This window comes from Streptomyces sp. SID12488, from assembly GCF_010548275.1.
Lineage (GTDB): Bacteria > Actinomycetota > Actinomycetes > Streptomycetales > Streptomycetaceae > Streptomyces.
In genome coordinates, this window is the sequence record NZ_JAAGLT010000018.1 from 110,366 (window position 1) to 134,273 (window position 23,908).

Below are 23,908 nucleotides of genomic sequence, written 5' to 3' on the forward strand. Positions count from 1 at the left end.
CCGATCCCCGTCTGAGAGAATTGACCGCGTGATCTCTCGAATCGATCTGCGCGGCGACGCCCTCCCTGAGGGACCCGCCCTGCGCGACCTGCTGCCCCGCGCCGACTTCGACGTCTCGGCCGCCCTGGAGAAGGTGCGTCCGATCTGTGAGGCCGTGCATCATCGGGGCGACGCGGCACTGATCGACTTCGCCGAGAAGTTCGACGGAGTCCGACTGGAATCCGTACGCGTGCCGGCGCAGGCCCTCTCCGACGCGCTGGAGCAGCTCGACCCGGCCGTCCGCGCGGCCCTGGAGGAGTCCATCCGCCGCGCCCGTCTCGTCCACCGCGAGCAGCGCCGTACGACTCACACGACCCAGGTCGCGCCCGGCGGCTCGGTCACCGAGAAGTGGGTGCCGGTCGACCGGGTCGGGCTGTACGCGCCCGGTGGGCGGTCCGTGTATCCGTCGACCGTGGTCATGAACGTGGTTCCCGCGCAGGAAGCGGGCGTCGAGTCGATCGCCCTCGCCTCCCCGGCGCAGGCGGAGTTCGGCGGTCTGCCCCACCCGACGATCCTCGCCGCCTGCGCGCTGCTCGGCGTCGACGAGGTGTACGCGGCCGGTGGTGCGACCGCCGTCGCGATGTTCGCGTACGGCACCGAGTCCTGCGCCCCCACGAACATGGTCATGGGCCCCGGCAACATCTGGGTCGCCGCCGCCAAGCGGTACTTCGCGGGGAAGATCGGCATCGACACCGAGGCCGGTCCCACCGAGATCGCGATCCTCGCCGACGACACCGCCGACCCGGCACACGTCGCCGCCGACCTGATCAGCCAGGCCGAGCACGACCCGCTGGCCGCCGCCGTCCTGGTCACCGACTCCGTGGCGCTCGCGGACGCGGTGGAGAAGGAGCTGGAGCCGCAGGTCGCGGCCACCAAGCACATCGAGGACCGGATCGTCCCGGCGCTCGCCGGCCGTCAGTCCGCGATCGTGCTGGTCGACGGCATCGACGAGGGCCTGCGGGTCGCCGACGCGTACGGCGCCGAGCACCTGGAGATCCAGACGGCGGACGCGGCGGCCGTCGCCGACCGGGTCAGGAACGCGGGTGCGATCTTCGTCGGCCCCTGGGCGCCCGTCTCACTGGGCGACTACGCGGCCGGCTCCAACCACGTGCTCCCCACCGGCGGCTGCGCCTGCCACTCCTCGGGTCTGTCCGTCCAGTCCTTCCTGCGCGGCATCCACATCGTGGACTACACGCGCGACGCCCTCGCCGACGTGGCGCACCACGTGGTGACGCTGGCGGAGGCGGAGGACCTGCCCGCGCACGGCGCGGCGATCAAGGCAAGGTTCGGTTGGAAGGTGCCCGGCAAGTGAGCTTCGGAATCGACGATCTCCCCGTACGGGACGAACTGCGCGGCAAGTCGCCGTACGGCGCGCCCCAACTGGACGTCCCCGTACGGCTGAACACCAACGAGAACCCCTACCCGCTGCCCGACGCGCTCGTCGAGCGGATCGCCGAGCGGGTGCGCGAGGCGGCCCGGAACCTCAACCGCTACCCCGACCGGGACGCCGTGGAGCTGCGAACACAGCTCGCCAGGTACCTGACGGACACCTCGGGCCACGAGGTCGGCCTCGCCAACGTCTGGGCCGCCAACGGTTCCAACGAGGTCATCCAGCAGCTGCTCCAGACCTTCGGCGGGCCAGGCCGTACCGCGATCGGCTTCGAGCCGTCGTACTCGATGCACGGGCTCATCGCGCGCGGGACGGGCACCGGGTGGATCTCCGGCCCCCGCAACGACGACTTCACCATCGATCTCGCGGCGGCCGAGAAGGCCATCGCCGAGCACCGGCCCGACGTCGTGTTCATCACCACCCCCAACAACCCCACCGGTAACGCGGTCCCGCGCGAGACCGTCCTCGCGCTGTACGAGGCCGCGCAGGCTGCCAGGCCGTCGATGGTGGTGGTCGACGAGGCGTACGTCGAGTTCAGCCACGGCGACTCACTGCTGCCGCTGATCGAAGGACGGCCGAATCTCGTCGTCTCCCGGACCATGTCGAAGGCGTTCGGTGCGGCGGGCCTGCGCCTCGGCTATCTCGCCGCGCACCCGGCCGTCGTCGACGCCGTACAGCTCGTACGACTGCCCTACCACCTGTCGGCCGTGGCGCAGGCGACCGCGCTGGCAGCCCTGGAACACACCGACACGCTGCTCAAGTACGTCGAGCAGCTGAAGGCCGAGCGGGACCGGCTGGTCGCCGAACTGCGCGCCATCGGGTTCGATGTCACCGAGTCCGACGCCAACTTCGTACAGTTCGGCACCTTCGAAGACTCCCACGTCGCCTGGCAGCAGATCCTCGACCAGGGCGTCCTGGTCCGGGACAACGGCGTCCCCGGATGGCTGCGGGTCACCGCCGGAACTCCCGCCGAAAACGACGCGTTCCTGGACGCGGTACGTGAACTGAAGAAAGAGCAGGGCAAGTCATGAGCCGCGTCGGACGCGTGGAGCGCACCACCAAGGAGACGTCGGTCCTCGTCGAGATCGATCTCGACGGCACCGGCAAGGTCGATGTGTCGACAGGCGTCGGCTTCTACGACCACATGCTCGACCAGCTCGGCCGGCACGGTCTGTTCGACCTGACCGTGAAGACCGAGGGCGACCTGCACATCGACTCGCACCACACCATCGAGGACAGCGCCCTCGCCCTCGGCGCCGCCTTCAAGCAGGCGCTCGGCGACAAGGTGGGCATCTACCGCTTCGGCAACTGCACGGTCCCCCTGGACGAGTCCCTCGCCCAGGTGACGGTCGACCTCAGTGGCCGCCCCTACCTCGTGCACACCGAGCCCGAGAAGATGGCGCCGATGATCGGCGAGTACGACACCACGATGACCCGGCACATCCTGGAGTCCTTCGTCGCCCAGGCCCAGATCGCCCTGCACGTGCACGTGCCCTACGGGCGCAACGCGCACCACATCGTGGAGTGCCAGTTCAAGGCCCTCGCACGGGCGCTGCGGTACGCCTCCGAGCGCGACCCGCGCGCGGCGGGCATCCTCCCCTCCACGAAGGGCGCCCTGTAAGCCATGAGCGGCCTCTCCACCATCCTGATCGTCGTCGGACTCTTCCTGCTCGGCGGGATCTACTCCTTCGTCAAGCAGAAGATGCCGATGAGCCTCATCGTGCTGCTCTCGATCGGCGCCGCGATGTGTCTGGTCGCCGGTGTCATGAGGCTGGAGGTCTGGAATTGAGCGCAACAGCATCCAAGAAGGTCGTCGTCTTCGACTACGGCTTCGGGAACGTGCGGTCCGCCGAACGTGCCCTCGCGCACGCGGGCGCCGACGTCGAGATAACGCGTGACTTCGACACGGCCATGAACGCGGACGGGCTGCTGGTGCCGGGCGTCGGCGCCTTCGCCGCCTGTATGCAGGGCCTCAAGGAGGCGCGCGGCGACTGGATCGTCGGGCGCAGGCTGTCCGGCGGGCGTCCCGTGCTGGGCATCTGCGTGGGCATGCAGATCCTCTTCGCGCGCGGTATCGAGCACGGTGTCGAGACCGAGGGCCTCGACGAGTGGCCCGGCTCCGTCGAGCCGCTCCAGGCCGACATCGTGCCCCACATGGGCTGGAACACCGTCGAGGCCCCGGCCGACTCCCAGCTCTTCGCGGGCCTGGACGCCGACGCGCGCTTCTACTTCGTCCACTCGTACGCCGTCCACGACTGGTCCCTGGAGACCGTCAACCCGTTGATGCGCGCCCCCAAGGTCACCTGGTCGACGCACGGCGAGCCCTTTGTGGCGGCCGTCGAGAACGGCGCACTGTGGGCCACCCAGTTCCACCCCGAGAAGTCCGGCGACGCCGGAGCGCAGCTGCTGAACAACTGGATCGGAACCCTCTGATGCCCTCGATCTCTTCCGCGAAGCTCGAACTCCTCCCCGCCGTGGACGTCCGCGACGGCCAGGCCGTCCGCCTCGTGCACGGCGAGTCAGGTACGGAGACCTCGTACGGCTCCCCCCTGGAGGCAGCCCTCGCCTGGCAGCGCTCGGGTGCCGAGTGGCTGCACCTGGTCGACCTGGACGCGGCCTTCGGCACCGGTGACAACCGCGAGCTGATCGCCGAGGTCGCCGGCGCGATGGACATCAAGGTGGAGCTGTCCGGCGGCATCCGGGACGACGACACGCTGGCCGCGGCCCTCGCCACCGGCTGCACCCGGGTGAATCTCGGCACGGCCGCCCTGGAGACCCCGGAGTGGGTCGCCAAGGTCATCGCCGAGCACGGCGACAAGATCGCGGTCGGTCTGGACGTGCGCGGAACCACCCTCCGCGGACGCGGCTGGACCCGGGACGGCGGCGACCTCTACGAGACGCTGGAGCGCCTCAACTCCGAGGGCTGCGCGCGGTATGTCGTGACCGACATCGCCAAGGACGGCACGCTCCAGGGCCCGAACCTGGAGCTGCTCAGGAACGTCTGCGCGGCGACCGACCGCCCGGTCGTGGCCTCCGGCGGCGTGTCCTCCCTGGACGACCTGCGGGCCATCGCCGAGCTGGTACCCCTCGGTGTCGAGGGCTCCATCGTCGGGAAGGCCCTGTACGCGAAGGCTTTCACCCTGGAAGAGGCCTTGGAGGCGGTGGCCAAGTGAGCGACGTACGGCGTGTCACGACCGGTGCGCCCTGGGAGGACACCTTCGGGTACTCCCGCGCGGTGGAGCTGCCGAACGGCCTGGTGCTGGTCTCCGGCTGCACCTCGATCGTGGACGGCGAGATCGCCGGCGGCGGTCCCTACGAGCAGGCGATCAACGCCTTCAACGTCGCCTTCGCGGCGCTGGAGCAGCTGGGGCTCGGCCGCGACGACGTGGTGCGCACGCGCATGTACATCACCCACGCGCGGGACGTGGACGACGTCGGACGCGCTCACAAGGAGCTGTTCGACTCCGTCCGGCCCGCCGCATCCATGATCATCGTCGCCGGCCTCGTGGACCCCAGCCTGGTCGTCGAGGTCGAGGTGGAGGCGTTCCGAGGAGTGTCCGCAGCATGACCCTTGCCGTACGAGTCATCCCCTGCCTGGACGTGGACAACGGCCGGGTCGTCAAGGGCGTCAACTTCCAGAACCTCCGCGACGCGGGCGACCCCGTCGAGATGGCCAAGGTGTACGACGCCGAGGGCGCCGACGAACTGACGTTCCTGGACATCACCGCCTCCTCGGGCAACCGCGAGACCACCTACGACGTGGTGCGCCGCACCGCCGAGCAGGTGTTCATCCCGCTGACCGTGGGCGGCGGGGTGCGCGCGGCCGAGGACGTCGACAAGCTGCTGCGCGCCGGCGCCGACAAGGTGGGCGTCAACACGGCCGCCATCGCGCGTCCGGAGCTGATCCGCGAGATCGCCGAGCGGTTCGGCCGCCAGGTGCTGGTGCTGTCCGTGGACGCCCGCCGCACCGAGGCCGGGTCCTTCGAGGTCACCACCCACGGCGGCCGTCGCGGCACCGGTATCGACGCGGTCGAGTGGGCGCACCAGGCCGCCGAACTGGGCGCCGGCGAGATCCTGCTCAACTCGATGGACGCGGACGGCACCAAGGACGGCTACGACATCGAGATGATCGAGGCCGTACGCAAGCATGTGCGCGTGCCGCTGATCGCCAGCGGGGGAGCGGGGCGGCTCGCCGACTTCCCGCCCGCTGTCGCGGCGGGCGCGGACGCCGTCCTGGCCGCCTCCGTCTTCCACTTCGGGGATCTTCGGATCGGGCAGGTGAAGGGGGCGCTGCGCGCGGCGGGACATCCGGTTCGCTGAGTGTTTGGCTGCGGGTCGGTGGGGGCTGGTCGCGCCCCGCGGCGGAGCCGCAATTCAAATAAAGCCCCGCGCCCCTGTCGGGGGCGCGGGGCGCCCCCGACCTAGATGCCCAGTTGCTTCGACTCGTGCAGCTTGGCGATCGCGTCCTTGTCGCCCTCCAGCTCCACGTCGGCGACCTCCTGGCGGCCGTACACGAACAGCAGCAGCTCGGAGGGCTCGCCGGTCACCGTGACCACCGGGGTGCCACGGTGGGCGACCGCCGTCTGGCCGTCCGGGCGGCGCAGCACCAGGCCCGTCGCCGCGCCCCGGCCCGTCAGACGGGCAGTGCGCTCCAGTCGGGACCACAGGGCGTCCTGGAAGACCGGGTCCAGCTCGCGGGGCGTCCAGTCGGGCCGCGCCCGGCGGACGTCCTCCGTGTGGACGTAGAACTCGACAGTGTTCGAGGCCTCGTCCACCTGCTTCAGTGAGAACGGCGAGAAACGCGGCGGGCCGGTACGGATCAGCTGGATCAGCTCCTCGTACGGCTTGTCGGCGAACTCCGCCATCACCCGATCGAGACGGGGGCCGAGCTGCTTGATCAGCAGTCCGCCGGCGGCGTCCGGGCGGCGCTCGCGCACCACCACGTGAGCGGCGAGATCACGGGTCTGCCAGCCCTCGCACAGGGTCGGCGCGTCGGGACCCTCGGTCTCCAACAGGTCGGCGAGAAGAAGTCGTTCACGCTTCGCGTAGGTAGACATGCCAGCAAGCGTACGACTGTCCCCACGGTCCGCCCAATGGACATCCGGGGGGAGTGTCAGTGGGGCGCGGCACAATGGCCCCATGACCAGCAGCACGCCCCCGCCCAGCAGGACCGGCGGCCCCAGCCCCCTGGCCCCGGAGATCGCCGCCCGCCTCAAGCGAGGCCCCGACGGGCTCGTCCCCGCCGTCGCCCAGCAGTACGACACCGGTGAGGTGCTCATGCTCGGCTGGATGGACGACGAGGCGCTGCACCGCACCCTGACCACCGGCCGCTGCACCTACTGGTCGCGCAGCCGTCAGGAGTACTGGGTCAAGGGCGACACCTCCGGACACTTCCAGCACGTGAAGTCCGTCGCCCTCGACTGCGACGCCGACACCGTGCTCGTCAAGGTCGACCAGGTGGGCGCCGCCTGCCACACCGGCGCGCGGAACTGCTTCGACGCCGACATCCTGCTCGACGTGTCGTTCGAGGACGCCGATTCCGGCGTACTCCCCCAAGGTCAGTAAGGTCAGCCGCCATGGACCTCGAGACCTTCCGCAAGCTGGCCACCGACCGGCGCGTCATCCCCGTCACCCGCAAGCTCCTCGCCGACGGCGACACCCCGGTCGCGCTCTACCGCAAGCTCGCCGCCGAGCGCCCCGGCACCTTCCTGCTGGAGTCCGCCGAGAACGGTCGGTCCTGGTCCCGCTACTCCTTCGTCGGCGTCCGCTCCGGTGCCACCCTCACGGCCCGCGACGGCGAGGCCCACTGGCTCGGCACCCCGCCCGTCGGCGTGCCCACGGACGGGGACCCGCTCGCCGCCCTGCGCGCCACCATCGAGACCCTCCACACCCCGCACCAGGAGGGCCTGCCGCCCTTCACCGGCGGCATGGTCGGCTACCTCGGGTACGACATCGTGCGCCGCCTGGAGAAGATCGGCCCCGGTGAGCGCGACGACCTCGCGCTGCCCGAGCTGACCATGCTGCTCACCAGCGACCTGGCCGTCATGGACCACTGGGAGGGCTCGGTCCTGCTGATCGCCAACGCGATCAACGACAACGACCTCGACACGGGCGTCGACGAGGCCCATGCCGACGCGGTGGCCCGCCTGGACGCCATGCAGGCCGACCTCTCGCGGGCGGTCTCCCAGCCGCCCGCCGTGCTGCCGCCCTCCGAACTCCCCGAGTACACGGCCCTGTGGGGCGGCCCCGACTACCAGGTGGCCGTCGAGGACATCAAGGAGCGCATCCGGGCCGGGGAGGCCTTCCAGGTGGTCCCCTCCCAGCGCTTCGAAACACCGTGCACGGCAAGCGCGCTGGACGTCTACCGGGTGCTGCGCGCCACCAACCCGTCCCCGTACATGTACCTGTTCCGCTTCGACGGGTTCGACGTCGTCGGATCGTCCCCCGAGGCCCTCGTCAAGGTCGAGGACGGGCGCGCCATGGTCCACCCCATCGCGGGCACCCGGCACCGCGGGGCGACCCCGCAGGAGGACCAGGCCCTCGCCGAGGAACTGCTGGCCGACCCCAAGGAGCGCGCCGAGCACCTCATGCTCGTCGACCTCGGGCGCAACGACCTCGGCCGGGTCTGCGAGCCCGGCTCCGTCGAGGTCGTCGACTTCATGTCCGTCGAGCGGTACTCGCACGTCATGCACATCGTCTCGACCGTCACCGGCCGCGTGGCGCCCGGCCGCACCGCCTTCGACGTCCTGACGGCCTGCTTCCCGGCCGGCACGCTCTCCGGAGCGCCCAAGCCGCGCGCGATGCAGATCATCGACGAACTGGAGCCGTCCAGGCGGGGGTTGTACGGCGGTGCCGTCGGCTATCTCGACTTCGCGGGCGACTCCGACACCGCCATCGCCATCCGCACGGCCCTCCTGCGCGACGGCACGGCGTACGTCCAGGCGGGCGCCGGCGTCGTCGCCGACTCCGACCCGGTCGCCGAGGACAACGAGTGCCGCAACAAGGCGGCGGCGGTCCTGCGCGCCGTCCACACCGCGAACCGCCTCGGACAGTAGGGCGTTTCCCACGAATGGGGCGCTTCTCACGTGAGCCCCGGGTGACGGTTCGCCCGGGGTTCAGGCGATAGTGGGGTACGTGACTGCCGTACCCGTACCTTCCCCACGTTCCGAAGCCCCCCTTCCCGGCCGGGCCGGGAGGCTCAGCCTCGCCGTCGCCCTGCTGGCCGGTGCGCTCGGCGCGGCCGTCGCGTTGCTCGCCACCCGACAGCGATGGTCCGAGGGCACCACGACGGTGGCCGGCGGCGCCTTCCCGCTGACCGCCAGCGGCAGCGACGTCACGGGCGTGCCCGCGGCCCTCGCCATAGTGGGCCTCGCCGCGCTCGTCGCCGTCTTCGCCGTCCGCCGCTCCGGCCGCCTCCTGGTCGCCGCCCTGCTCGCGCTGTCCGGCGCCGGCACGGTCGCCGCGGCCGTCCTCGGCGCGTCCGACAGCTCCGCGCTCGACGAGAAGGCCGCGCGGGCCACCGGTGACACCGCCGCCACCGTGAGCACCCTCAGCCACACCGCCTGGCCGTACGCGGCGGCCGTCGGCGGCGCGCTGATCCTCCTCGCGGGCCTCCTCGCCCTGCGCTACGGCCGCCTGTGGCCCACCATGTCCGGCCGGTACGAGCGAGGCGGCGCCCCGCGTCCGCGCCCCCGCGCGAGGGCCGTAGACCCCGACCGGCCCGAGGAGATCTGGAAGGCCCTCGACCGGGGCGAGGACCCGACGGGGGCGTAGCGCTCCGCTGGGAACGGCGTGTGTTGTCCGCGGGTCCGTTGTGGCTGGTCGCGCAGTTCCCCGCGCCCCTTGGGGGCGCTCCGGCCGGAGCGACTCGCTGGGGCGACCCCGGGCGTCCTCCACGCGTGCGCGTGCGGGACAATGGGCGCCGAGCGTCCGGCTCACCACGTACTGCATTCGACAACTCAGCAACCAGCAACTCAGCAACGAGGAGCAAGTCATGGCGGGCACTAGCCACGGTCACACTTTGGCCGCCTGGACCGGCGTCACCATCTCCATCATCGGGTTCTGCGTAGCAGGCGCCTTCATGGTGATGGCCGAGCCGCTGGGCTTCTGGGCCGGCATGGTGCTCTCGGTCCTCGGCGGTGTCGTCGGCTGGATCATGGCCGCGATGGGCCTCGGCAAGCAGAAGCCGACCACCCAGGGCCGCGAGGGCCACCAGGTCACGCGTGAGCCGGCGGGTGCCGAGAGCTGAACCCCGCAGGGGACCGGTTCTCGGACCGGCAGGGGCGGCCCGGCGAAAGCGCCGGGCCGCCCCTCGCGCGTGTACGCCCCGCAGGGGGCAGAATGCGTGGGGTGAACACCGAGCGGGCTCAGCAGGGCGTGTCGTCGGGCGTCGGTGCCGTGGCGGGACGGGTGGCCGTGCCCGCCGGGGTGCTCGCGGCCGTGGTCGGGGCCTTCGCCTACGTCGGGACTGTCGACCCCAACCAACCCGGCCACTACCCCGTCTGCCCGCTGCTGCGGCTGACCGGCGTGTACTGCCCCGGCTGCGGCGGACTGCGCAGCGCCTACGCCTTCGTGCACGGTGACTGGGTGACGGCCCTCGGGGCCAACGCGCTCGCCGTGACGGGCTACGTGGCCTTCGCCGTCCTGTGGACCGTCTGGGTGGTTCGCGCGGTGCGCGGACGGCCGATACGGATCGACCTCAACCCGGTGCAGCTGTGGAGCCTGGGCGCATTGCTGCTGGTCTTCACGGTTGTCCGGAACCTGCCGTTCGGTGGCTGGCTCCATCCTTGATCAAATGATGAATGTCCAGGTAGTGGGACCGGTGTCAACCGGATGCGAGGGGCTTGCCCTCCTCCGGATACCATCGGAGTGACCTACTTTGACAGTTTGTGCAGCTTCAATTGGTGTGAATGGCTTCAACAGCCAATCGCCTACCGTCTGGAAGGGGGCCGCTCGCGTGAGTGTGCTCGACGAGATCATCGACGGAGTCCGTGCCGACCTCGCGGAGCGGCAGGCGCGTGTCAGCCTCGACGAGCTCAAGGAGCGCGCGGCGAAGGCTCCCGCCGCCAAGGACGGGGTCGCCGCACTGCGCGGCGACGGCGTCAAGGTCATCTGCGAGGTCAAGCGGTCCAGCCCCTCCAAGGGCGCCCTCGCGGCGATCGCCGACCCGGCCGGCCTCGCGGCGGACTACGAGGCGGGCGGGGCGGCCGTCATCTCCGTCCTCACCGAACAGCGCCGCTTCGGCGGCTCACTGGCGGACCTGGAGGCAGTGCGCGCCCGGGTGGACATCCCGGTGCTGCGCAAGGACTTCATCGTCACGTCGTACCAGCTGTGGGAGGCGCGGGCGTACGGCGCCGATCTGGCCCTGCTGATCGTCTCCGCCCTCGAGCAGTCCGCCCTGGAGTCCCTCATCGAGCGCGCCGAGTCGATCGGGCTCACCCCGATCGTCGAGGTGCACGACGAGGACGAGGTCGAGCGGGCGGTGGACGCGGGGGCCCGGATCATCGGGGTCAACGCGCGCAACCTGAAGACGCTGGAGGTCGACCGCGCCACGTTCGAACGGGTCGCCCCCGAGATCCCCGACAGCATCGTCAAGATCGCCGAGTCCGGTATCCGCGGCCCGCACGATCTGATCGCGTACGCCAACGCGGGCGCCGACGCGGTGCTGGTCGGCGAGTCCCTCGTCACCGGCCGTGACCCCAAGTCCGCGGTGTCGGACCTGGTGGCGGCGGGCGAGCACCCGGCGCTGCGGCACGGCCGCGGCTGATCCCCCGCTAGAGTTGGCCCCGATGACACTCACCCGGACACCCATGGACCGGTACGCCCGCCTCGCGCGCGGCTGCCGTCCGCGTGGCTGCCGTGCGCCCGCGAGGCGTGTGCACGGGCGGCGGGTTCGGTATGTCATCGGGGATGAGCCTGGACAGGTCAACGGGATGCGATGGCCCTGCGGGGCTCAGCAGTAGGGGTGCGTTTTCGGCTGCGGGTTCGTTGTGGCTGGTCGCGCCCACGCGGCGGAGCCGCATGCAGATACAGCCCCGCGCCCCTAAGGGGCGCGTCTTCGGCGCCGGAGTTTCTGAGGCGCCGCCCTGCTCAGCCCTCTCACGCTTCCCGTGTCCAGATCGAACCCCGGGGCTTCGCCCCTGCGAGGTAGCCGTATGTCCAGCGAGTTCTTCATTCCTGATCCGGCCGGTCAGGTTCCCAACGTCGACGGGTACTTCGGTGCCTTTGGTGGCAAGTTCATCCCGGAGGCGCTCGTCGCCGCCGTGGACGAGGTCGCTGTCGAGTACGACAAGGCGAAGTCCGACCCGGAGTTCGCCCGTGAGCTCGACGATCTGCTCGTCAACTACACCGGGCGGCCCAGCTCCCTCACCGAGGTGCGCCGGTTCGCCGAGCACGCCGGTGGCGCCCGGGTCTTCCTCAAGCGGGAGGACCTGAACCACACCGGGTCCCACAAGATCAACAACGTGCTCGGGCAGGCTCTCCTCACCAAGAGGATGGGCAAGACCCGGGTCATCGCCGAGACCGGTGCCGGTCAGCACGGGGTCGCCACCGCGACCGCGTGTGCGCTGTTCGGGCTCGAGTGCACCATCTACATGGGTGAGATCGACACCCAGCGCCAGGCCCTCAACGTCGCCCGGATGCGCATGCTCGGCGCCGAGGTCATCGCCGTGAAGTCCGGGTCGCGCACCCTCAAGGACGCCATCAACGAGGCGTTCCGCGACTGGGTCGCCAACGTCGACCGCACGCACTACCTGTTCGGGACCGTGGCCGGGCCGCACCCCTTCCCGGCCATGGTGCGCGACTTCCACCGGGTGATCGGTGTGGAAGCCCGGCGCCAGATCCTGGAGCAGGCCGGGCGGCTGCCCGACGCCGCCGTCGCCTGTGTCGGCGGCGGATCCAACGCCATCGGGCTCTTCCACGCCTTCATCCCCGACGCCGGCGTCCGGCTCATCGGGTGCGAGCCCGGCGGCCACGGTGTCGAGACCGGTGAGCACGCCGCCACCCTCACCGCCGGTGAGCCGGGCATCCTGCACGGCTCGCGGTCGTACGTCCTGCAGGACGAGGAGGGGCAGATCACCGAGCCCTACTCCATCTCCGCCGGACTCGACTACCCGGGCATCGGACCCGAGCACTCCTACCTCAAGGACACCGGCCGCGCCGAGTACCGCGCGGTCACCGACGACGCCGCCATGCAGGCGCTGCGCCTGCTGTCCCGTACCGAGGGCATCATCCCGGCCATCGAGAGCGCGCACGCGCTGGCCGGAGCGCTGGAGGTCGGCAAGGAGCTCGGCAAGGACGGGCTGATCGTCATCAACCTGTCCGGGCGCGGCGACAAGGACATGGACACCGCCGCCCGGTACTTCAACCTGTACGACACCGACACCGATGCCGAGGTCGCCGCGAACGCGGCCGACACCGCCGAGATCGAGGGGGACGCCAAGTGAGCGGGAACATTCAGCTGCTGTCGGACACCCTCGCCGGGGCCAAGGCCGAGGGACGCTCCGCGCTCATCGCGTACTTCCCCGCCGGGTTCCCGACGGTCGACGGCGGGATCGACGCCATCAAGGCCGTGTTCGAGGGCGGCGCCGACATCGTCGAGGTCGGGCTGCCGCACAGCGACCCGGTGCTCGACGGGCCCGTCATCCAGACCGCCGACGACATCGCCCTGCGCGGTGGCGTCAAGATCGCTGACGTGATGCGCACGGTCCGGGAGGCGTACGAGGCCACCGGGAAGCCGGTGCTCGTCATGACGTACTGGAACCCGGTCGACCGCTACGGAGTCGAGCGGTTCACCGCCGAGCTCGCGGAGGCGGGCGGAGCCGGGTGCATCCTGCCCGACCTGCCCGTGCAGGAGTCGGCGCTGTGGAGGGAGCACGCCGAGAAGCACGGCCTCGCGACCGTGTTCGTCGTCGCGCCCAGCAGCAGGGACGCGCGGCTCGCCGAGATCACGGCGGCGGGCAGCGGGTTCGTGTACGCCGCCTCACTCATGGGCGTCACGGGGACCCGGGTGTCGGTCGGCGCGCAGGCACAGGACCTGGTCAGGCGCACCCGGAGCACCGGCACCGACCTGCCGGTCTGTGTCGGGCTCGGCGTCTCCGACGCGGCGCAGGCCGCCGAGGTCGCCGGCTTCGCCGACGGTGTGATCGTCGGATCGGCCTTCGTGAAGCGGATGCTGGACGCCCCGGACCACGCGGCCGGTGTCGAGGCAGTGCGGGAACTCGCCGCCGACCTCGCGAAGGGCGTGCGCGGCACCGCGTAGCAGGGCGGGACATTTCGCACAGGTCGCCCGAACGAGTGGACCTGGGGCCGGGGAGGCGCAATGCGTCTCCCCGGTTCGTTCTGCGGGGTGTGAGCGAGAAGAATCGTGACGGAAAGCGCACCGCCCGCGAGCGGCTGGCGGTCGAGCGTGAGAAGCAGAAGTCCGCGGAGAAGCGGCGGCGGGCGTTGATCGTGGGCGCCAGTGTCGTCTGCGTGCTGGGACTCGCGGCGGTGATCGGTGTAGTCGCCGCGAACTCCGGAAAGGACAGCAAGAGCGAGAGCGCCGGCCCGGTCGTGGCGCCCTCGGGCGCGCAGGGCAAGGACAGCCTCGCGATCCCGGTGGGCGAGGAGAGCGCCAAGTCGACGCTCACCGTGTGGGAGGACTTCCGCTGTCCCGCCTGCCAGTCCTTCGAGACCAACTACCGCGCGGTCATCCATGAGTTGACGGACGCGGGCAAGCTGAAGGTGCAGTACCACCTGGCGACGATCATCGACGGCAACATGGGCGGCAGCGGCTCCCGGCACGCGGCCAACGCCGCCGCCTGCGCCCAGGACGCCGGGAAGTTCACCGCGTACCACGACGTGCTGTACGAGAATCAGCCGCAGGAGACCGACGACGCCTTCGCGAAGGACAGCAGGCTCATCGAACTGGCGGCGAAGGCCGACGGGCTCGACACGCCCACCTTCCGGACATGTGTCGAGGACGGCACGCACAACAGCTGGGTCGTGAAGTCGAACCAGGCCTTCCAGAGCGGCCGTTTCGGCGGCACGCCGACCGTGCTGCTCGACGGGAAGAACATCTACCAGGACCAGACGATGACCCCGGCGAAGCTCAAGCAGATGGTCGAGGCCGCCGACAAGTCGTAGGGCCCGGGTGTTCCCAGGGCTTCCCGCTGCCTCCGGTTCACCGCCTTGCGCGGAACCGGAGGCAGCGCCCGTTATGGAGCCGTTGCCCGGGGCGGCTCACATCCGCCGCGTCCGTCAAGGTAGCGTCGGGGCTGCCATGGAAATCGCCTACATTCCCAGTCCGTCGCGCGGGGTGCTGCACCTTGGACCCATTCCGCTGCGCGGCTACGCGTTCTGCATCATCATCGGTGTCTTCGTCGCGGTCTGGCTCGGCAACAAGCGCTGGCTCGCCCGCGGTGGCCGGCCCGGCACGGTGGCCGACATCGCGGTCTGGGCCGTGCCCTTCGGCCTGGTCGGTGGCCGCCTCTATCACGTGATCACGGACTACGAGCTGTACTTCAGCGAGGGCCGTGACTGGGTGGACGCCTTCAAGATCTGGGAGGGCGGCCTCGGTATCTGGGGCGCGATCGCCGTCGGTGGGCTGGGCGCGTGGATCGGCTGCCGCCGGCGCGGTATCCCGCTGCCCGCCTGGGCCGACGCCCTCGCCCCCGGTATCGCCCTCGCACAGGCGTGCGGGCGATGGGGCAACTGGTTCAACCAGGAGCTGTACGGGCGGGAGACCACCCTCCCCTGGGCGCTGCACATCACCTCCACGACCGACGGCCGGGTCCCGGGTTACTACCACCCGACGTTCCTGTACGAGTCCCTGTGGTGCGTCGGTGTCGCGCTGCTGGTCATCTGGGCCGACCGCCGGTTCACGCTGGGGCACGGCCGGGCGTTCGCGCTGTACGTCGCGACCTACTGCGTAGGCCGCTTCTGGATCGAGTACCTGCGCGTCGACGACGCCCACCACATCCTGGGCATGCGGCTGAACAACTGGACCGCGATCTTCGTCTTCATCCTCGCGGTGATCTACTTCGTGCTCTCGGCGAAGAAGCGGCCGGGCCGGGAGGAAGTCGTGGAGCCGGGTGCGGATGGCTCCGACGGTTCGGCGGAGGACGGTGCCGAGGGTGACGACAGCGACAAGGACGTCAGCGACAAGGGCGACGGTGAATCGGCGGAGGTGAAGGCCGATACCGACACCGATACGGATATCCATATGGATATCGACGGCAAGGCCGACTCCGGGGCCGAGGACAAGACAGAGGACAAGGCCGAGGCGGAGCCGACCAAGAAGAGTTGAGTGTTGGCCGTACGAAGAAGAGGGCGCCCCGGTCGGACCGGGGCGCCCTCGTTCGTTGTGCGGGTCAGGGGCGAGCGCGGTCGGCCAGGGACAGGGTTCTGCGGGCCGTCGCGACCACCGCCGCGTCGATGAAGCGGCCGTCCGGGAGAGCCTGGGCGCCCTCCTCCGTCGCCGCCGCCTTGACGATCTGCTCGGCGTCCTCGATCTCCTCCGGGGTGGGGAGGTACGCGTGTTCGATCACCGGGAGCTGGCGGGGGTGGATGGCCGCCCGGCCCAGGAATCCCAGGGCGCGGCCGTGGGCGCAGGACACGGCCAGGGTGTCGAGGTCCCGGGTGTCCGGGTGGACCGACTGGGGCGGCGGGGCGAGTCCGGCAGCCCGTGCGGCCACGACGACCCGGGAACGGCACCAGTCGAGGCCCGCGTCCCCCCGTACCCCCAGATCGGCCCGTAGGTCGGCCTCGCCGAGCGCGATGCCGTGCAGGGCGGGGTGGGCGGTCGCGATGGCGAAGGCGTGTTCGATACCGAGGGCGGTTTCGAGCAGGGCGTGGAGCGGGGGCCCAGCCTCTGCGGCCGTGGACACGGTCGTGAGGGTGGCCACGCGTACGACGTGCTGCGGGGTCGTCACCTTCGGGAGCCGTAGGCCCGAGATGCCGGGGAGGCCTTCGAGGGCCCGGAGGTCGCAGGATGCCAGGGGGCCGTCAAGGGCGTTGATCCGGACGTGGACCGGGACCGGCTGGGGGTCGGTGAGACGCTCGGCGGTGGCCGCGCGAGCGTACTCCTTGCGGTCGGGGGCGACGGCGTCCTCCAGGTCGACGACCACCACGTCGGCGCCTGAGGCGAGGGCCTTGGACACCACCTCGGGGCGATCGCCGGGGACGTACAGCCAGGTCAGGGGGATGGCCGTCACAGGGCTCCCTCGGTTCGCAGGGCGTCGATGTCGGGCCCCGTCAGGCCCAGTTCGGTGAGGACGGCCGTGGTGTCCGCGCCGTGCGGGCGGCCCGCCCAGCGGATCGCGCCGGGGGTCGCGGAGAGCCGGAAGAGGACGTTCTGCATACGGATCGGGCCGAGCTCGGGGTCGTCGACCGTGGTGATGGTGTCGAGGGCCTGGTACTGCGGATCGGTCATCACCTCCCGTACGTCCTGGACCGGGGCCACCGCCGCCTCCGCCTTCTCGAAGGCCGCGATGACCTCGGAGTGGGAGTGGTGGGCGATCCACGTGCCGACCGCCTCGTCGAGGACGTCCGTGTGGCGGGCGCGGTCGGCGCCGGTGGCGAACCAGGGCTCGTCGATCAGCTCCGGGCGGCCGACCAGGCGCATCACGCGCTCGGCGATCGACTGGGCCGAGGTCGACACGGCGACCCAGGTGTTGTCGGCCGTGCGGTAGGTGTTGCGGGGCGCGTTGTTCTGCGAGCGGTTGCCGGTGCGCGGCTGGACGTGGCCCAACTGGTCGTACCAGAGCGGCTGCGGGCCCAGGACGGTGAGGATCGGCTCGATGATCGCCATGTCGACGACCTGACCCTCGCCAGTCCGGTCGCAGGCGGAGAGTGCTGTCATGACGGCGTACGCCGTCGCCAGCCCCGCGATCGAGTCGGCGAGGCCGAAGGGCGGGAGCGTCGGAGGCGCGTCAGGTTCGCCGGTGATCGCGGCGAAGCCGCTCATCGCCTCGGCGAGGGTGCCGAAACCGGGGCGGTGCGCGTACGGGCCGAACTGACCGAAGGCGGTGACCCGGGCGAGGACCAGGCGCGGGTTGGCGGCGGACAGCTCCGGCCAACCCAGGTCCCACTTCTCCAGGGTGCCCGGACGGAAGTTCTCGATGACGACGTCGGCCGTGGCGGCGAGCCGGAGAAGGGTGGTCCGGCCGCCGGGCCGGGAGAGGTCGAGGGTCATCGTGCGCTTGTTGCGGCCCAGCAGCTTCCACCAGAGGCCGATGCCGTCCTTGGACGGGCCGTGGCCCCGGGAGGGGTCCGGCTTCACCGGGTGCTCGATCTTGATCACCTCGGCGCCGAAGTCGCCGAGCATGGTGGCGGCGAGCGGACCGGCGAAGAGGGTGGCCAGGTCGAGGACGCGAAGTCCGGTGAGGGGGGCCGCGGCGGTTGGGGTCCCACCGGATGCGGATGCGGGTGCGGTCGTCTCCGGTGGGGTCATGACGTGTACCTGGCTTCGATCTCCGAGCGGTACGGCATCGACGCCGACGCGCCCGGCCGTTGTACGGACAGTGCCCCTGCCGCTGCGGCCCACGCCAGGGCGTCCGGCATCGGGCGGCCCTCGGCCAGGGCCACCGCGAGGGCGCCGACGAAGGTGTCGCCGGCGCCGGTCGAGTCCACGGCGGTGACGGCCGGCGCGGGGACGGTGACCGGTTCGGCCAGGTCCCGGGACGCGTAGAGACTGCCGGCCGCGCCCAGCGTGATGACCACCTCCGGCACCTGGTCGAGGAGTGCGGTGGCCGCCTTGTGCGGGTCGCTCAGGCCGGTCAGGGCCGCCGCCTCGTGCTCGTTCGGCACCAACAGGTCGGTGACGGCGAGGAGTTCGGGTGGCAGCGGTTGGACGGGGGCCGGGGTGAGGATCGTGCGGACGCCGTGGCGGTGAGCGGCCCGGGCGCCCTCGACCACCGCCGTGAGCGGGATCTCCAGTTGGAGCAGCAGCGCGTCGGCGGTGGCGATCAGGCTCTCGTCGCCGGGGGCGAGAGCGGTGACGGTGCCGTTGGCGGCGGGGACGACGACGATCGCGTTGCCGCCCTCGTCGTCCACGACGATGTGCGCGGTGCCGGAAGGGCCCTCGGCGGTGCGGAGATGGTCGGTTCCGACGCCCGAGTTCTCCAGGGTGGAGCGGAGTTGGCTGCCGTAGGTGTCGTTGCCCACCGCGCCGATCATCGAGACGTCGGCGCCCGCGCGGGCCGCGGCGACGGCCTGGTTGGCGCCCTTGCCGCCGGGGATCGTACGGAACTCCCGCCCTGTCACGGTCTCTCCGCGCTCTGGGGCCTTGGAGACGTACGCGACGAGGTCCATGTTCGTGCTGCCCAGCACGGCGATATGGGTCATGGGTGGGCTGTCTCCAAGTGGGCGAGGGAGTGGGTCAGTTGGGCGAGGGTGTCGAAGCCGGTGCCGTTGAAGTCCGAGACGGAAGTGGCGAGTCGGTTCTTCAGGGGGCTGGTCCAGCGCTCGGCGAGGGTGGCGGGGGAGCCCGCGAGGAGCCCGGCGATGCTTCCGGCGGTCGCGCCATTGGAGTCGGTGTCCCAACCACCGGACACCGCACGGCAGATGGAGCCGGTGAAGTCGCCGTCGGCGTGGGTGAGGGCGGCGGCGATCAGGGCGGTGTTGGGGATGGCGTGGACCCAGTGGTAGGTGGCCGCGTGGGTGGCGTGGAGTTCGTCGACGACTGTGTCGAAGTCGCGGTGGGACTGGGCCAGTTGGATGCCGTGGTGGATCGCTTCGGCCAGGCGGGAGCGTGGGGGGACGACTGTCAGGCCGGTGCGCAGACAGGCGTGGATGTCGCGGGTGCCGGTGGTGGCCTCGGCGATGGTGGCCGCCGTGAACATCGCCGCGTAGACGCCGTTGGCGGTGTGGGTGAGGGTCGCGTCGCGGTATGCCTGTTCGGCGGCGGTGGCCGGGGCGCCGGGGTTGGTCCAGCCGTGGACGTCGGCGCGGATCAGGGCGCCGATCCATTCGCGGAACGGGTTGCGGTGGCGGGCGGTGAGCGGCGGTTCGAGGCCGGAGAGGAGGTTTCGGTAGGCGATGCGTTCGGCCGTGAAGGTGCGGCCTGCGGGGAGTTCGTCCAGCCAGAGTTTCGCCACGTCGGTGGTGGTGAAGCGGGGGCCGTGCCGTTGGAGCAGGAGCAGGTTGAGGAGGGGGTAGTTGAGGTCGTCGTCCTCGGGCATGCCGTCGATGTTCTCGGCGAGGGAGGTTGTCGCCGATCGGCGGTTCCAGGGGTGGGCCGCCGTCAGTTCCTCCGGGACTCCTCTGGCGGTGAACCAGGTGTTCAGGGGCCAGTTGCCGGTGGACCGGGCGAGTTCGCGGATGGCGGTGAGGGGGAGTTTCTCCACCGGTTTGCCCAGGAGGCAACCGGCTGCTCTGCCCAGCCAGGCGGCTTCCAGGCGGAGTGGGGTGGGCGCGGGCTGTGTGGCCGGGGCGGGCTGCGCGGGCCAGTCGGGGCACAGTGCCCGGATCCGGGCCAGGTCCGTCGGCTCTTCGTCCGCCAACCTGCTTGGCAGGTCAGCCAGTTCGTCCAGGAGGTCTTCGGCGAGCAGGCGCAGGTAGCGGGAGACCGGACCGGGGGACGCGCCCGCGCCGGCCGGGGCATCCGGTCCGCCCGCCGCTCGCCAGCGGGCGGCGATTCTGGCGGGCTCGCGGCCGTCCTGGGTCGCCTGGCGCAGTTCGTGGCCGATCAGGTCCTCCGGCTGGACCCAGGTCAGTCGGAGCATCCCGCGCTCCTGAGCCGGGCGAACGCCTTTTCGTGGGAACGGCGTTGGTGGACGTCCCGTTCGAAGATCTCCCGGGTCACCTCGGTCAGTGTCCGGGCGGGTTCCCACAGGTCAAGGCGGCTCGCCTCCGCGACCGTCTTCGACCAGTCGGTCGGCACCTCGGAGCCCAGCGCACCGGCGAGTGCCCCGGCCATCGTGGCGATCGAGTCGCAGTCGCGGCCGTAGTTCACCGAACCCAGCACCGCATGACGGAAGCTGCCGCCCGCCACCACCAACATGCCCAGGGCGACCGGGAGTTCCTCGATCGCATGGAGTCGGGAGGGCCGACGGGCGCCCAGGGACGGGCTGCGATAGTCCGGTCCGACCGTGTCGTACGGAGTCACCGCCTCCCGCAGTGGCCGCAGCGCCGACTCGAAGTCCGTGTATCCGGACGCCGCTTCACACACCGCCTCGATGGCCGCCCGGGTGCCGTCCTTCGCCAGGGAGAGGCACGTTCCGATCACCGAGTCCGGTGTCGCGTCCGGGGAGCAGGCCGCCGCCACCGCCGCCGCGAAGACCGCCGCCGCCTCCCTGCCGTACGAGGACTGGTGGGCGCCCGCGAGTTCGAGGGCCTCGGCGTACGCGCCCGCCGGGTTGGCTGCGTTGACCAGGCCGACCGGGGCCATGTACATCGCCGCGCCGCAGTTGACGATGTTGCCCACGCCCGCCTCGCGGGGATCGATGTGGCCGTAGTGGATCCGGGCCACCAGCCATTTCTCCGCCAGGAAGATGCGTTGGAGGGGGAGTGCCTCGGCCTCCAGTTCGGGGATCCAGCGCGGGTTCGTCATCAGGTCCGGGACCAGGTGGTCGGCGACCGAGTACGCGTCCAGGTGGTCGCGGACCTGGGCGTACACCCGTACCAGCGCATGGGTCATCAAGGTGTCGTCGGTGACGTGGCCGTCGCCCTTGTGGTACGGGGCGATCGGGCGGGCGGTGCGCCAGTCGTCGCCGTTCCAGGGGCCGACGATGCCGTGGACGCGGCCCGCGTGGCGTTCGAGGATCTGCTCGGGGGTGTAGCCCTCCACGGGACCGCCGAGCGCGTCGCCGACGGCCGCGCCGACCAGGGCGCCGGTGATCCGCTCGTCCAGACCCGCCAGTTGAGCGCCTTCCCGGCTTTCTTCTGTTTTGGGTGTCATGTCGCGAATCATCCTCCTGGGGAGGCCCGTTGTGTGGCTTCCAGCAGTTCGGCGAGTTCCACGAGGTCGGTACCGGTAAGCCTGGGAAGGGCGCAGCCGGAGAGGGTGCGGCAGGCGTCCCGCCAGGACACCGGGATCGCGGCACCGCCGCCCAGTGCGCCGGTGAGGGCGCCCGCGAGCGCGGGGGCCGAGTCCGCGACCCGCGACAGACAGGCGGCGGCCGGGACCGCTTCGGCGATCCGGCCGTGCGCCGCTGTGGCCAGCGCGAGGGCTACCGGGACCGTCTCCGCGGCGGCGATGCCGTAGCTGTAGACGTGGTCGACGATCTGGTGTTCCAGGAGCGGGACCAGGGCGAACGCGCCGTCCGCGCTGTCTGCGTCCCGCGCGAGCTTCAGCGCGTGGCGGGCGTTCCGGCCGATCTCCGTGAACTCGGGCAGTTCCGCCAGCGCCGCGTCCACACAGGCTTCCACCCCCTCGCCGACCAGCGCCAGGGAGAGTGCCGCCGCCATCGCGCGGGCGCCGTGCACACCGTCGCCGTCCTGGGTGTAACGGGCGTCGAACTCGGCCAGTTCGGCGGCGAGTCGGGGGTCGCCCGGGTGGGCCACCGCCAGCACACAGGCCCGCACGCAGGCCGCGTCGTCGAAGTAGTGCGGGTTGTCGTGGCCGGTGGCGGGCGGCCGTAGACCGGCGGCGAGGTTGCCGAGACCCGCTCGTACGGAGATACGGGCGCGCAGCGGAAGCACCGCCGACTCGACCTCGGGGGCGCGTTCCGCCGCGGCTGCCACCTCGCTGGCGACCGCGTTCCAGGACAGGTCGATGGCGGCACGCGCCCGGCGCTCCCGGCTCAGGTCGCCCAGCACACTGTCGTCCCCGGCCTTCAGCAGGGCCTCGGCCGAGAACGCCGCCCACTCCGCGTCGTCCGAGGGGCCGAGCCGGAGCGGTTCCGGGGGCTGGTTGAGGGCGATCGGCACGGGGAGGGTGGTGGTCGCGTTCTGTTCGGCGAAGGTGTCGAGCTCGCGGGTGAGGCGGCGGGTCCAGTCGGGCATCCTGGCTGCCCGGTGCCGGGCGGCGGGCCAGCCTGCGGCGTCGCCTGCGGCCAGGCCGAGCAGGAGTCCCTCGATACGGCGGCTGGTCATGGGCGGACCTCGGCTTCGGCTCGGGTGGTGTGTTTCGCCCCCGCCGCCCCTACCCGTCCCTCCCCCAGAGGGGGGACCCCCATCGGGGGCGCTGCCCCCGAACCCCCGCTCCTCAAACGCCGGAGGGGCTGAAAGTGCGGGCTCACGGTCGTACCTCCGTTGCGGTCGGCGTGTCGCTGTCCGAGGCGAGGACGTAAGCGGCCCGGTCCGGAACCGGATCCCGTACGACCGGCTTCGCGCCCCACTTGCCGCCCTCGCCCGGGGTCAGGAGTTCCGCGACGTCGAGGATGTGGTGGCCCGCCATGGAGGGGAGACAGCTGCCGCGGGCCGGGCCGATCGCCTCCGCCCACTCGGGTGGGATCGCCGAGGCGCCGCGGGTCGCGCCTGCCAGGGCGCCCGCCACCGCTGCTGTCGTGTCCGCGTCGCGGCCCATGTTGACGGCTGTCAGCACCGACTCCGCGAAGTCACCGTCGGCCACCGCGTACGCGCCGAAGGCGAGGGCGACCGCCTCGGGGGCCAGGTCCGTCCAGGGGTAGCCGCCGATCACCACCGCGGAGCGGACCGCGCGTTCACCCCGGTGGGCGACCGCCACCGCGCGGCGCAGGGAGCGCGCCGTCCAGGAGTCGTCGGGGATCACTGCCAGGGCGGAGGCCACCACGGCGATGGTCGGCGCGCCTGCCATCGCTGCCGCCACGCCCGCCGCGACCGCCTGGCCGCCGTAGATGCCCTCGCCGTCGTGGCTCACCGAGCCGTCGATCGCCACCAGCCGGGCCGCCTCGGCCGGGCGGCCCGCCGCGAAGACGCCGAAGGGCGCCGCCCGCATGGCGAGACCGTCGCTCCAGGCGTGCCGGTGCTGGGCCGAGATGGGGGCGGCGAGACCCCGGCGCAGGTTCTCCAGGGTGCCGCGTTCGCTGAAACCGGCGCCTCGGAAGGGGCCCTCGTCGAGGTCGGCGATCCACTGGTGCCAGGCCGCCTCCACGTGAGCCGGGGTGAGGGCGGAGCCGTGCCGGGCGAGGAGGAGGCCCGAGAAGATCGCGTACTCCGTGTCGTCCGTGCCGGCGGGGTGCTCGGCCACGTAGCCGGTGATGCGGCCCCAGCGGGCGCGGATCTCCGAGGGCTTCATGTTCTCGGCGGGGGCGCCGAGCGCGTCCCCCACGGCCAGACCGAGCAGGGCGCCGCGTGCTCTGTCGCGGAGCAGGGCGGCGTCCTGGTGCGCCGGGACCGGGGGAATGCAGGCGATCGGTGCCATACGCGGCCTCTCCTCCGGAGGGTTCCGGGGGCTCCCTCGCGGGGAGCGGAACCCTTTGCGGAACTGTCCCACCGGAGGGCTTCAGGTGCTCCTCAGGCGCCCCAGCATCACCCGGTCGACATTTGTGCGAGTACACCTACGGATGAGCGATCACGCTGAACGCGCAGGTGAGGGCAGCCTCTCCTTGCTGGCGGGAAGGGAATCCGGGGGGTATT

The 23,908-nt window shown here is 71.4% G+C and carries 26 protein-coding genes; 18 read left to right on the forward strand and 8 right to left on the reverse strand.

Going from position 1 to position 23,908, the window contains the following annotated elements:
* Window positions 1-28 precede the first annotated feature (28 nt).
* From hisD to hisF, 8 genes are read left to right on the forward strand one after another with little or no spacing between them, the layout of a single operon-like run.
* Window positions 29-1,351: a histidinol dehydrogenase gene (gene hisD, locus G3I56_RS25650; RefSeq protein ID WP_164412814.1), complete on the forward strand. Its 1,323-nt coding sequence runs from the start codon at window positions 29-31 to the stop codon at window positions 1,349-1,351.
* Complete coding sequence (locus tag G3I56_RS25655; protein ID WP_164412816.1) at window positions 1,348-2,460, forward strand: histidinol-phosphate transaminase; 1,113 nt, start codon at window positions 1,348-1,350, stop codon at window positions 2,458-2,460. Before hisD ends, G3I56_RS25655 begins: the two co-directional genes overlap by 4 nt.
* A complete protein-coding gene (gene hisB / locus G3I56_RS25660) occupies window positions 2,457-3,050 on the forward strand; it encodes an imidazoleglycerol-phosphate dehydratase HisB (protein WP_164412818.1) in 594 nt (197 codons plus the stop codon). The genes G3I56_RS25655 and hisB overlap by 4 nt, the downstream gene beginning before the upstream one ends.
* Before the next feature lie 3 nt (window positions 3,051-3,053).
* Window positions 3,054-3,218, forward strand: coding sequence for a hypothetical protein (locus G3I56_RS43305; RefSeq protein ID WP_203690639.1), 165 nt, complete (start codon window positions 3,054-3,056; stop codon window positions 3,216-3,218).
* Window positions 3,209-3,862 (forward strand): imidazole glycerol phosphate synthase subunit HisH, encoded by a 654-nt coding sequence (gene hisH, locus G3I56_RS25665; RefSeq protein ID WP_164412939.1) that lies wholly within the window; start codon window positions 3,209-3,211, stop codon window positions 3,860-3,862. The genes G3I56_RS43305 and hisH overlap by 10 nt, the downstream gene beginning before the upstream one ends.
* A complete protein-coding gene (gene priA / locus G3I56_RS25670; RefSeq protein WP_164412820.1) occupies window positions 3,862-4,602 on the forward strand; it encodes a bifunctional 1-(5-phosphoribosyl)-5-((5-phosphoribosylamino)methylideneamino)imidazole-4-carboxamide isomerase/phosphoribosylanthranilate isomerase PriA in 741 nt (246 codons plus the stop codon). The genes hisH and priA overlap by 1 nt, the downstream gene beginning before the upstream one ends.
* Window positions 4,599-4,997 carry a RidA family protein gene (locus tag G3I56_RS25675; protein ID WP_164412822.1) on the forward strand — a complete coding sequence of 133 codons (399 nt, stop codon included), beginning with the start codon at window positions 4,599-4,601 and terminating at the stop codon, window positions 4,995-4,997. The genes priA and G3I56_RS25675 overlap by 4 nt, the downstream gene beginning before the upstream one ends.
* A complete protein-coding gene (gene hisF, locus G3I56_RS25680; protein WP_164412824.1) occupies window positions 4,994-5,749 on the forward strand; it encodes an imidazole glycerol phosphate synthase subunit HisF in 756 nt (251 codons plus the stop codon). The genes G3I56_RS25675 and hisF overlap by 4 nt, the downstream gene beginning before the upstream one ends.
* A 101-nt stretch (window positions 5,750-5,850) precedes the next feature.
* Here the strand turns inward: hisF and G3I56_RS25685 are convergent, their stop codons facing one another.
* Complete coding sequence (locus G3I56_RS25685; protein WP_164412826.1) at window positions 5,851-6,486, reverse strand: TIGR03085 family metal-binding protein; 636 nt, start codon at window positions 6,484-6,486, stop codon at window positions 5,851-5,853.
* Window positions 6,487-6,568: 82 nt separating this feature from the next.
* On the opposite strand from G3I56_RS25685, the gene hisI reads away from it, so the two are divergent.
* The 10 genes from hisI (at window position 6,569) to lgt (ending at window position 15,716) form a co-directional block, all read left to right on the forward strand.
* A complete protein-coding gene (hisI, locus tag G3I56_RS25690) occupies window positions 6,569-6,994 on the forward strand; it encodes a phosphoribosyl-AMP cyclohydrolase (protein WP_164412828.1) in 426 nt (141 codons plus the stop codon).
* An 11-nt stretch (window positions 6,995-7,005) separates the two neighbouring features.
* Complete coding sequence (locus G3I56_RS25695; RefSeq protein WP_164412830.1) at window positions 7,006-8,484, forward strand: anthranilate synthase component I; 1,479 nt, start codon at window positions 7,006-7,008, stop codon at window positions 8,482-8,484.
* A gap of 70 nt (window positions 8,485-8,554) precedes the next feature.
* On the forward strand, window positions 8,555-9,202 hold the full coding sequence (locus G3I56_RS25700) for a TIGR02234 family membrane protein (protein WP_164412832.1): 648 nt from the start codon (window positions 8,555-8,557) through the stop codon (window positions 9,200-9,202).
* A gap of 220 nt (window positions 9,203-9,422) precedes the next feature.
* Window positions 9,423-9,677, forward strand: coding sequence for an HGxxPAAW family protein (locus G3I56_RS25705; RefSeq protein ID WP_164412834.1), 255 nt, complete (start codon window positions 9,423-9,425; stop codon window positions 9,675-9,677).
* Between the two features lie 92 nt (window positions 9,678-9,769).
* Window positions 9,770-10,219: a DUF2752 domain-containing protein gene (locus G3I56_RS25710; protein ID WP_203690641.1), complete on the forward strand. Its 450-nt coding sequence runs from the start codon at window positions 9,770-9,772 to the stop codon at window positions 10,217-10,219.
* 166 nt (window positions 10,220-10,385) lie between these two features.
* On the forward strand, window positions 10,386-11,195 hold the full coding sequence (trpC, locus tag G3I56_RS25715; protein WP_164412835.1) for an indole-3-glycerol phosphate synthase TrpC: 810 nt from the start codon (window positions 10,386-10,388) through the stop codon (window positions 11,193-11,195).
* A gap of 388 nt (window positions 11,196-11,583) precedes the next feature.
* On the forward strand, window positions 11,584-12,873 hold the full coding sequence (gene trpB / locus G3I56_RS25720; RefSeq protein ID WP_164412837.1) for a tryptophan synthase subunit beta: 1,290 nt from the start codon (window positions 11,584-11,586) through the stop codon (window positions 12,871-12,873).
* Window positions 12,870-13,688 carry a tryptophan synthase subunit alpha gene (gene trpA, locus G3I56_RS25725; protein WP_164412839.1) on the forward strand — a complete coding sequence of 273 codons (819 nt, stop codon included), beginning with the start codon at window positions 12,870-12,872 and terminating at the stop codon, window positions 13,686-13,688. The genes trpB and trpA overlap by 4 nt, the downstream gene beginning before the upstream one ends.
* 89 nt (window positions 13,689-13,777) lie before the next feature.
* Complete coding sequence (locus G3I56_RS25730) at window positions 13,778-14,554, forward strand: thioredoxin domain-containing protein (protein WP_164412841.1); 777 nt, start codon at window positions 13,778-13,780, stop codon at window positions 14,552-14,554.
* Window positions 14,555-14,690: 136 nt separating this feature from the next.
* Window positions 14,691-15,716, forward strand: coding sequence for a prolipoprotein diacylglyceryl transferase (gene lgt, locus G3I56_RS25735; protein ID WP_164412843.1), 1,026 nt, complete (start codon window positions 14,691-14,693; stop codon window positions 15,714-15,716).
* Window positions 15,717-15,780: 64 nt separating this feature from the next.
* On the opposite strand, the gene G3I56_RS25740 is transcribed toward lgt, so the two are convergent.
* The 7 genes from G3I56_RS25740 to G3I56_RS25770 form a co-directional block, all read right to left on the reverse strand.
* Window positions 15,781-16,623: a CoA ester lyase gene (locus G3I56_RS25740; RefSeq protein ID WP_164412845.1), complete on the reverse strand. Its 843-nt coding sequence runs from the start codon at window positions 16,621-16,623 to the stop codon at window positions 15,781-15,783.
* Window positions 16,620-17,861, reverse strand: a complete 1,242-nt coding sequence (locus G3I56_RS25745; RefSeq protein ID WP_164412847.1) for a CoA transferase — start codon at window positions 17,859-17,861, stop codon at window positions 16,620-16,622. Before G3I56_RS25745 ends, G3I56_RS25740 begins: the two co-directional genes overlap by 4 nt.
* Window positions 17,858-18,754 carry a ribokinase gene (rbsK, locus tag G3I56_RS25750; RefSeq protein ID WP_164412849.1) on the reverse strand — a complete coding sequence of 299 codons (897 nt, stop codon included), beginning with the start codon at window positions 18,752-18,754 and terminating at the stop codon, window positions 17,858-17,860. The genes G3I56_RS25745 and rbsK overlap by 4 nt, the downstream gene beginning before the upstream one ends.
* Entirely contained in the window at window positions 18,751-20,133 is a 1,383-nt protein-coding gene (locus G3I56_RS25755; protein ID WP_164412851.1) for an ADP-ribosylglycohydrolase family protein, read from the reverse strand. The genes rbsK and G3I56_RS25755 overlap by 4 nt, the downstream gene beginning before the upstream one ends.
* A complete protein-coding gene (locus G3I56_RS25760) occupies window positions 20,121-21,308 on the reverse strand; it encodes an ADP-ribosylglycohydrolase family protein (RefSeq protein ID WP_164412853.1) in 1,188 nt (395 codons plus the stop codon). Before G3I56_RS25760 ends, G3I56_RS25755 begins: the two co-directional genes overlap by 13 nt.
* Window positions 21,309-21,316: 8 nt before the next feature.
* Window positions 21,317-22,444: an ADP-ribosylglycohydrolase family protein gene (locus G3I56_RS25765; protein ID WP_164412854.1), complete on the reverse strand. Its 1,128-nt coding sequence runs from the start codon at window positions 22,442-22,444 to the stop codon at window positions 21,317-21,319.
* 142 nt (window positions 22,445-22,586) lie between these two features.
* Window positions 22,587-23,693 (reverse strand): ADP-ribosylglycohydrolase family protein, encoded by a 1,107-nt coding sequence (locus tag G3I56_RS25770; RefSeq protein WP_164412856.1) that lies wholly within the window; start codon window positions 23,691-23,693, stop codon window positions 22,587-22,589.
* Window positions 23,694-23,908: the final 215 nt, after the last annotated feature.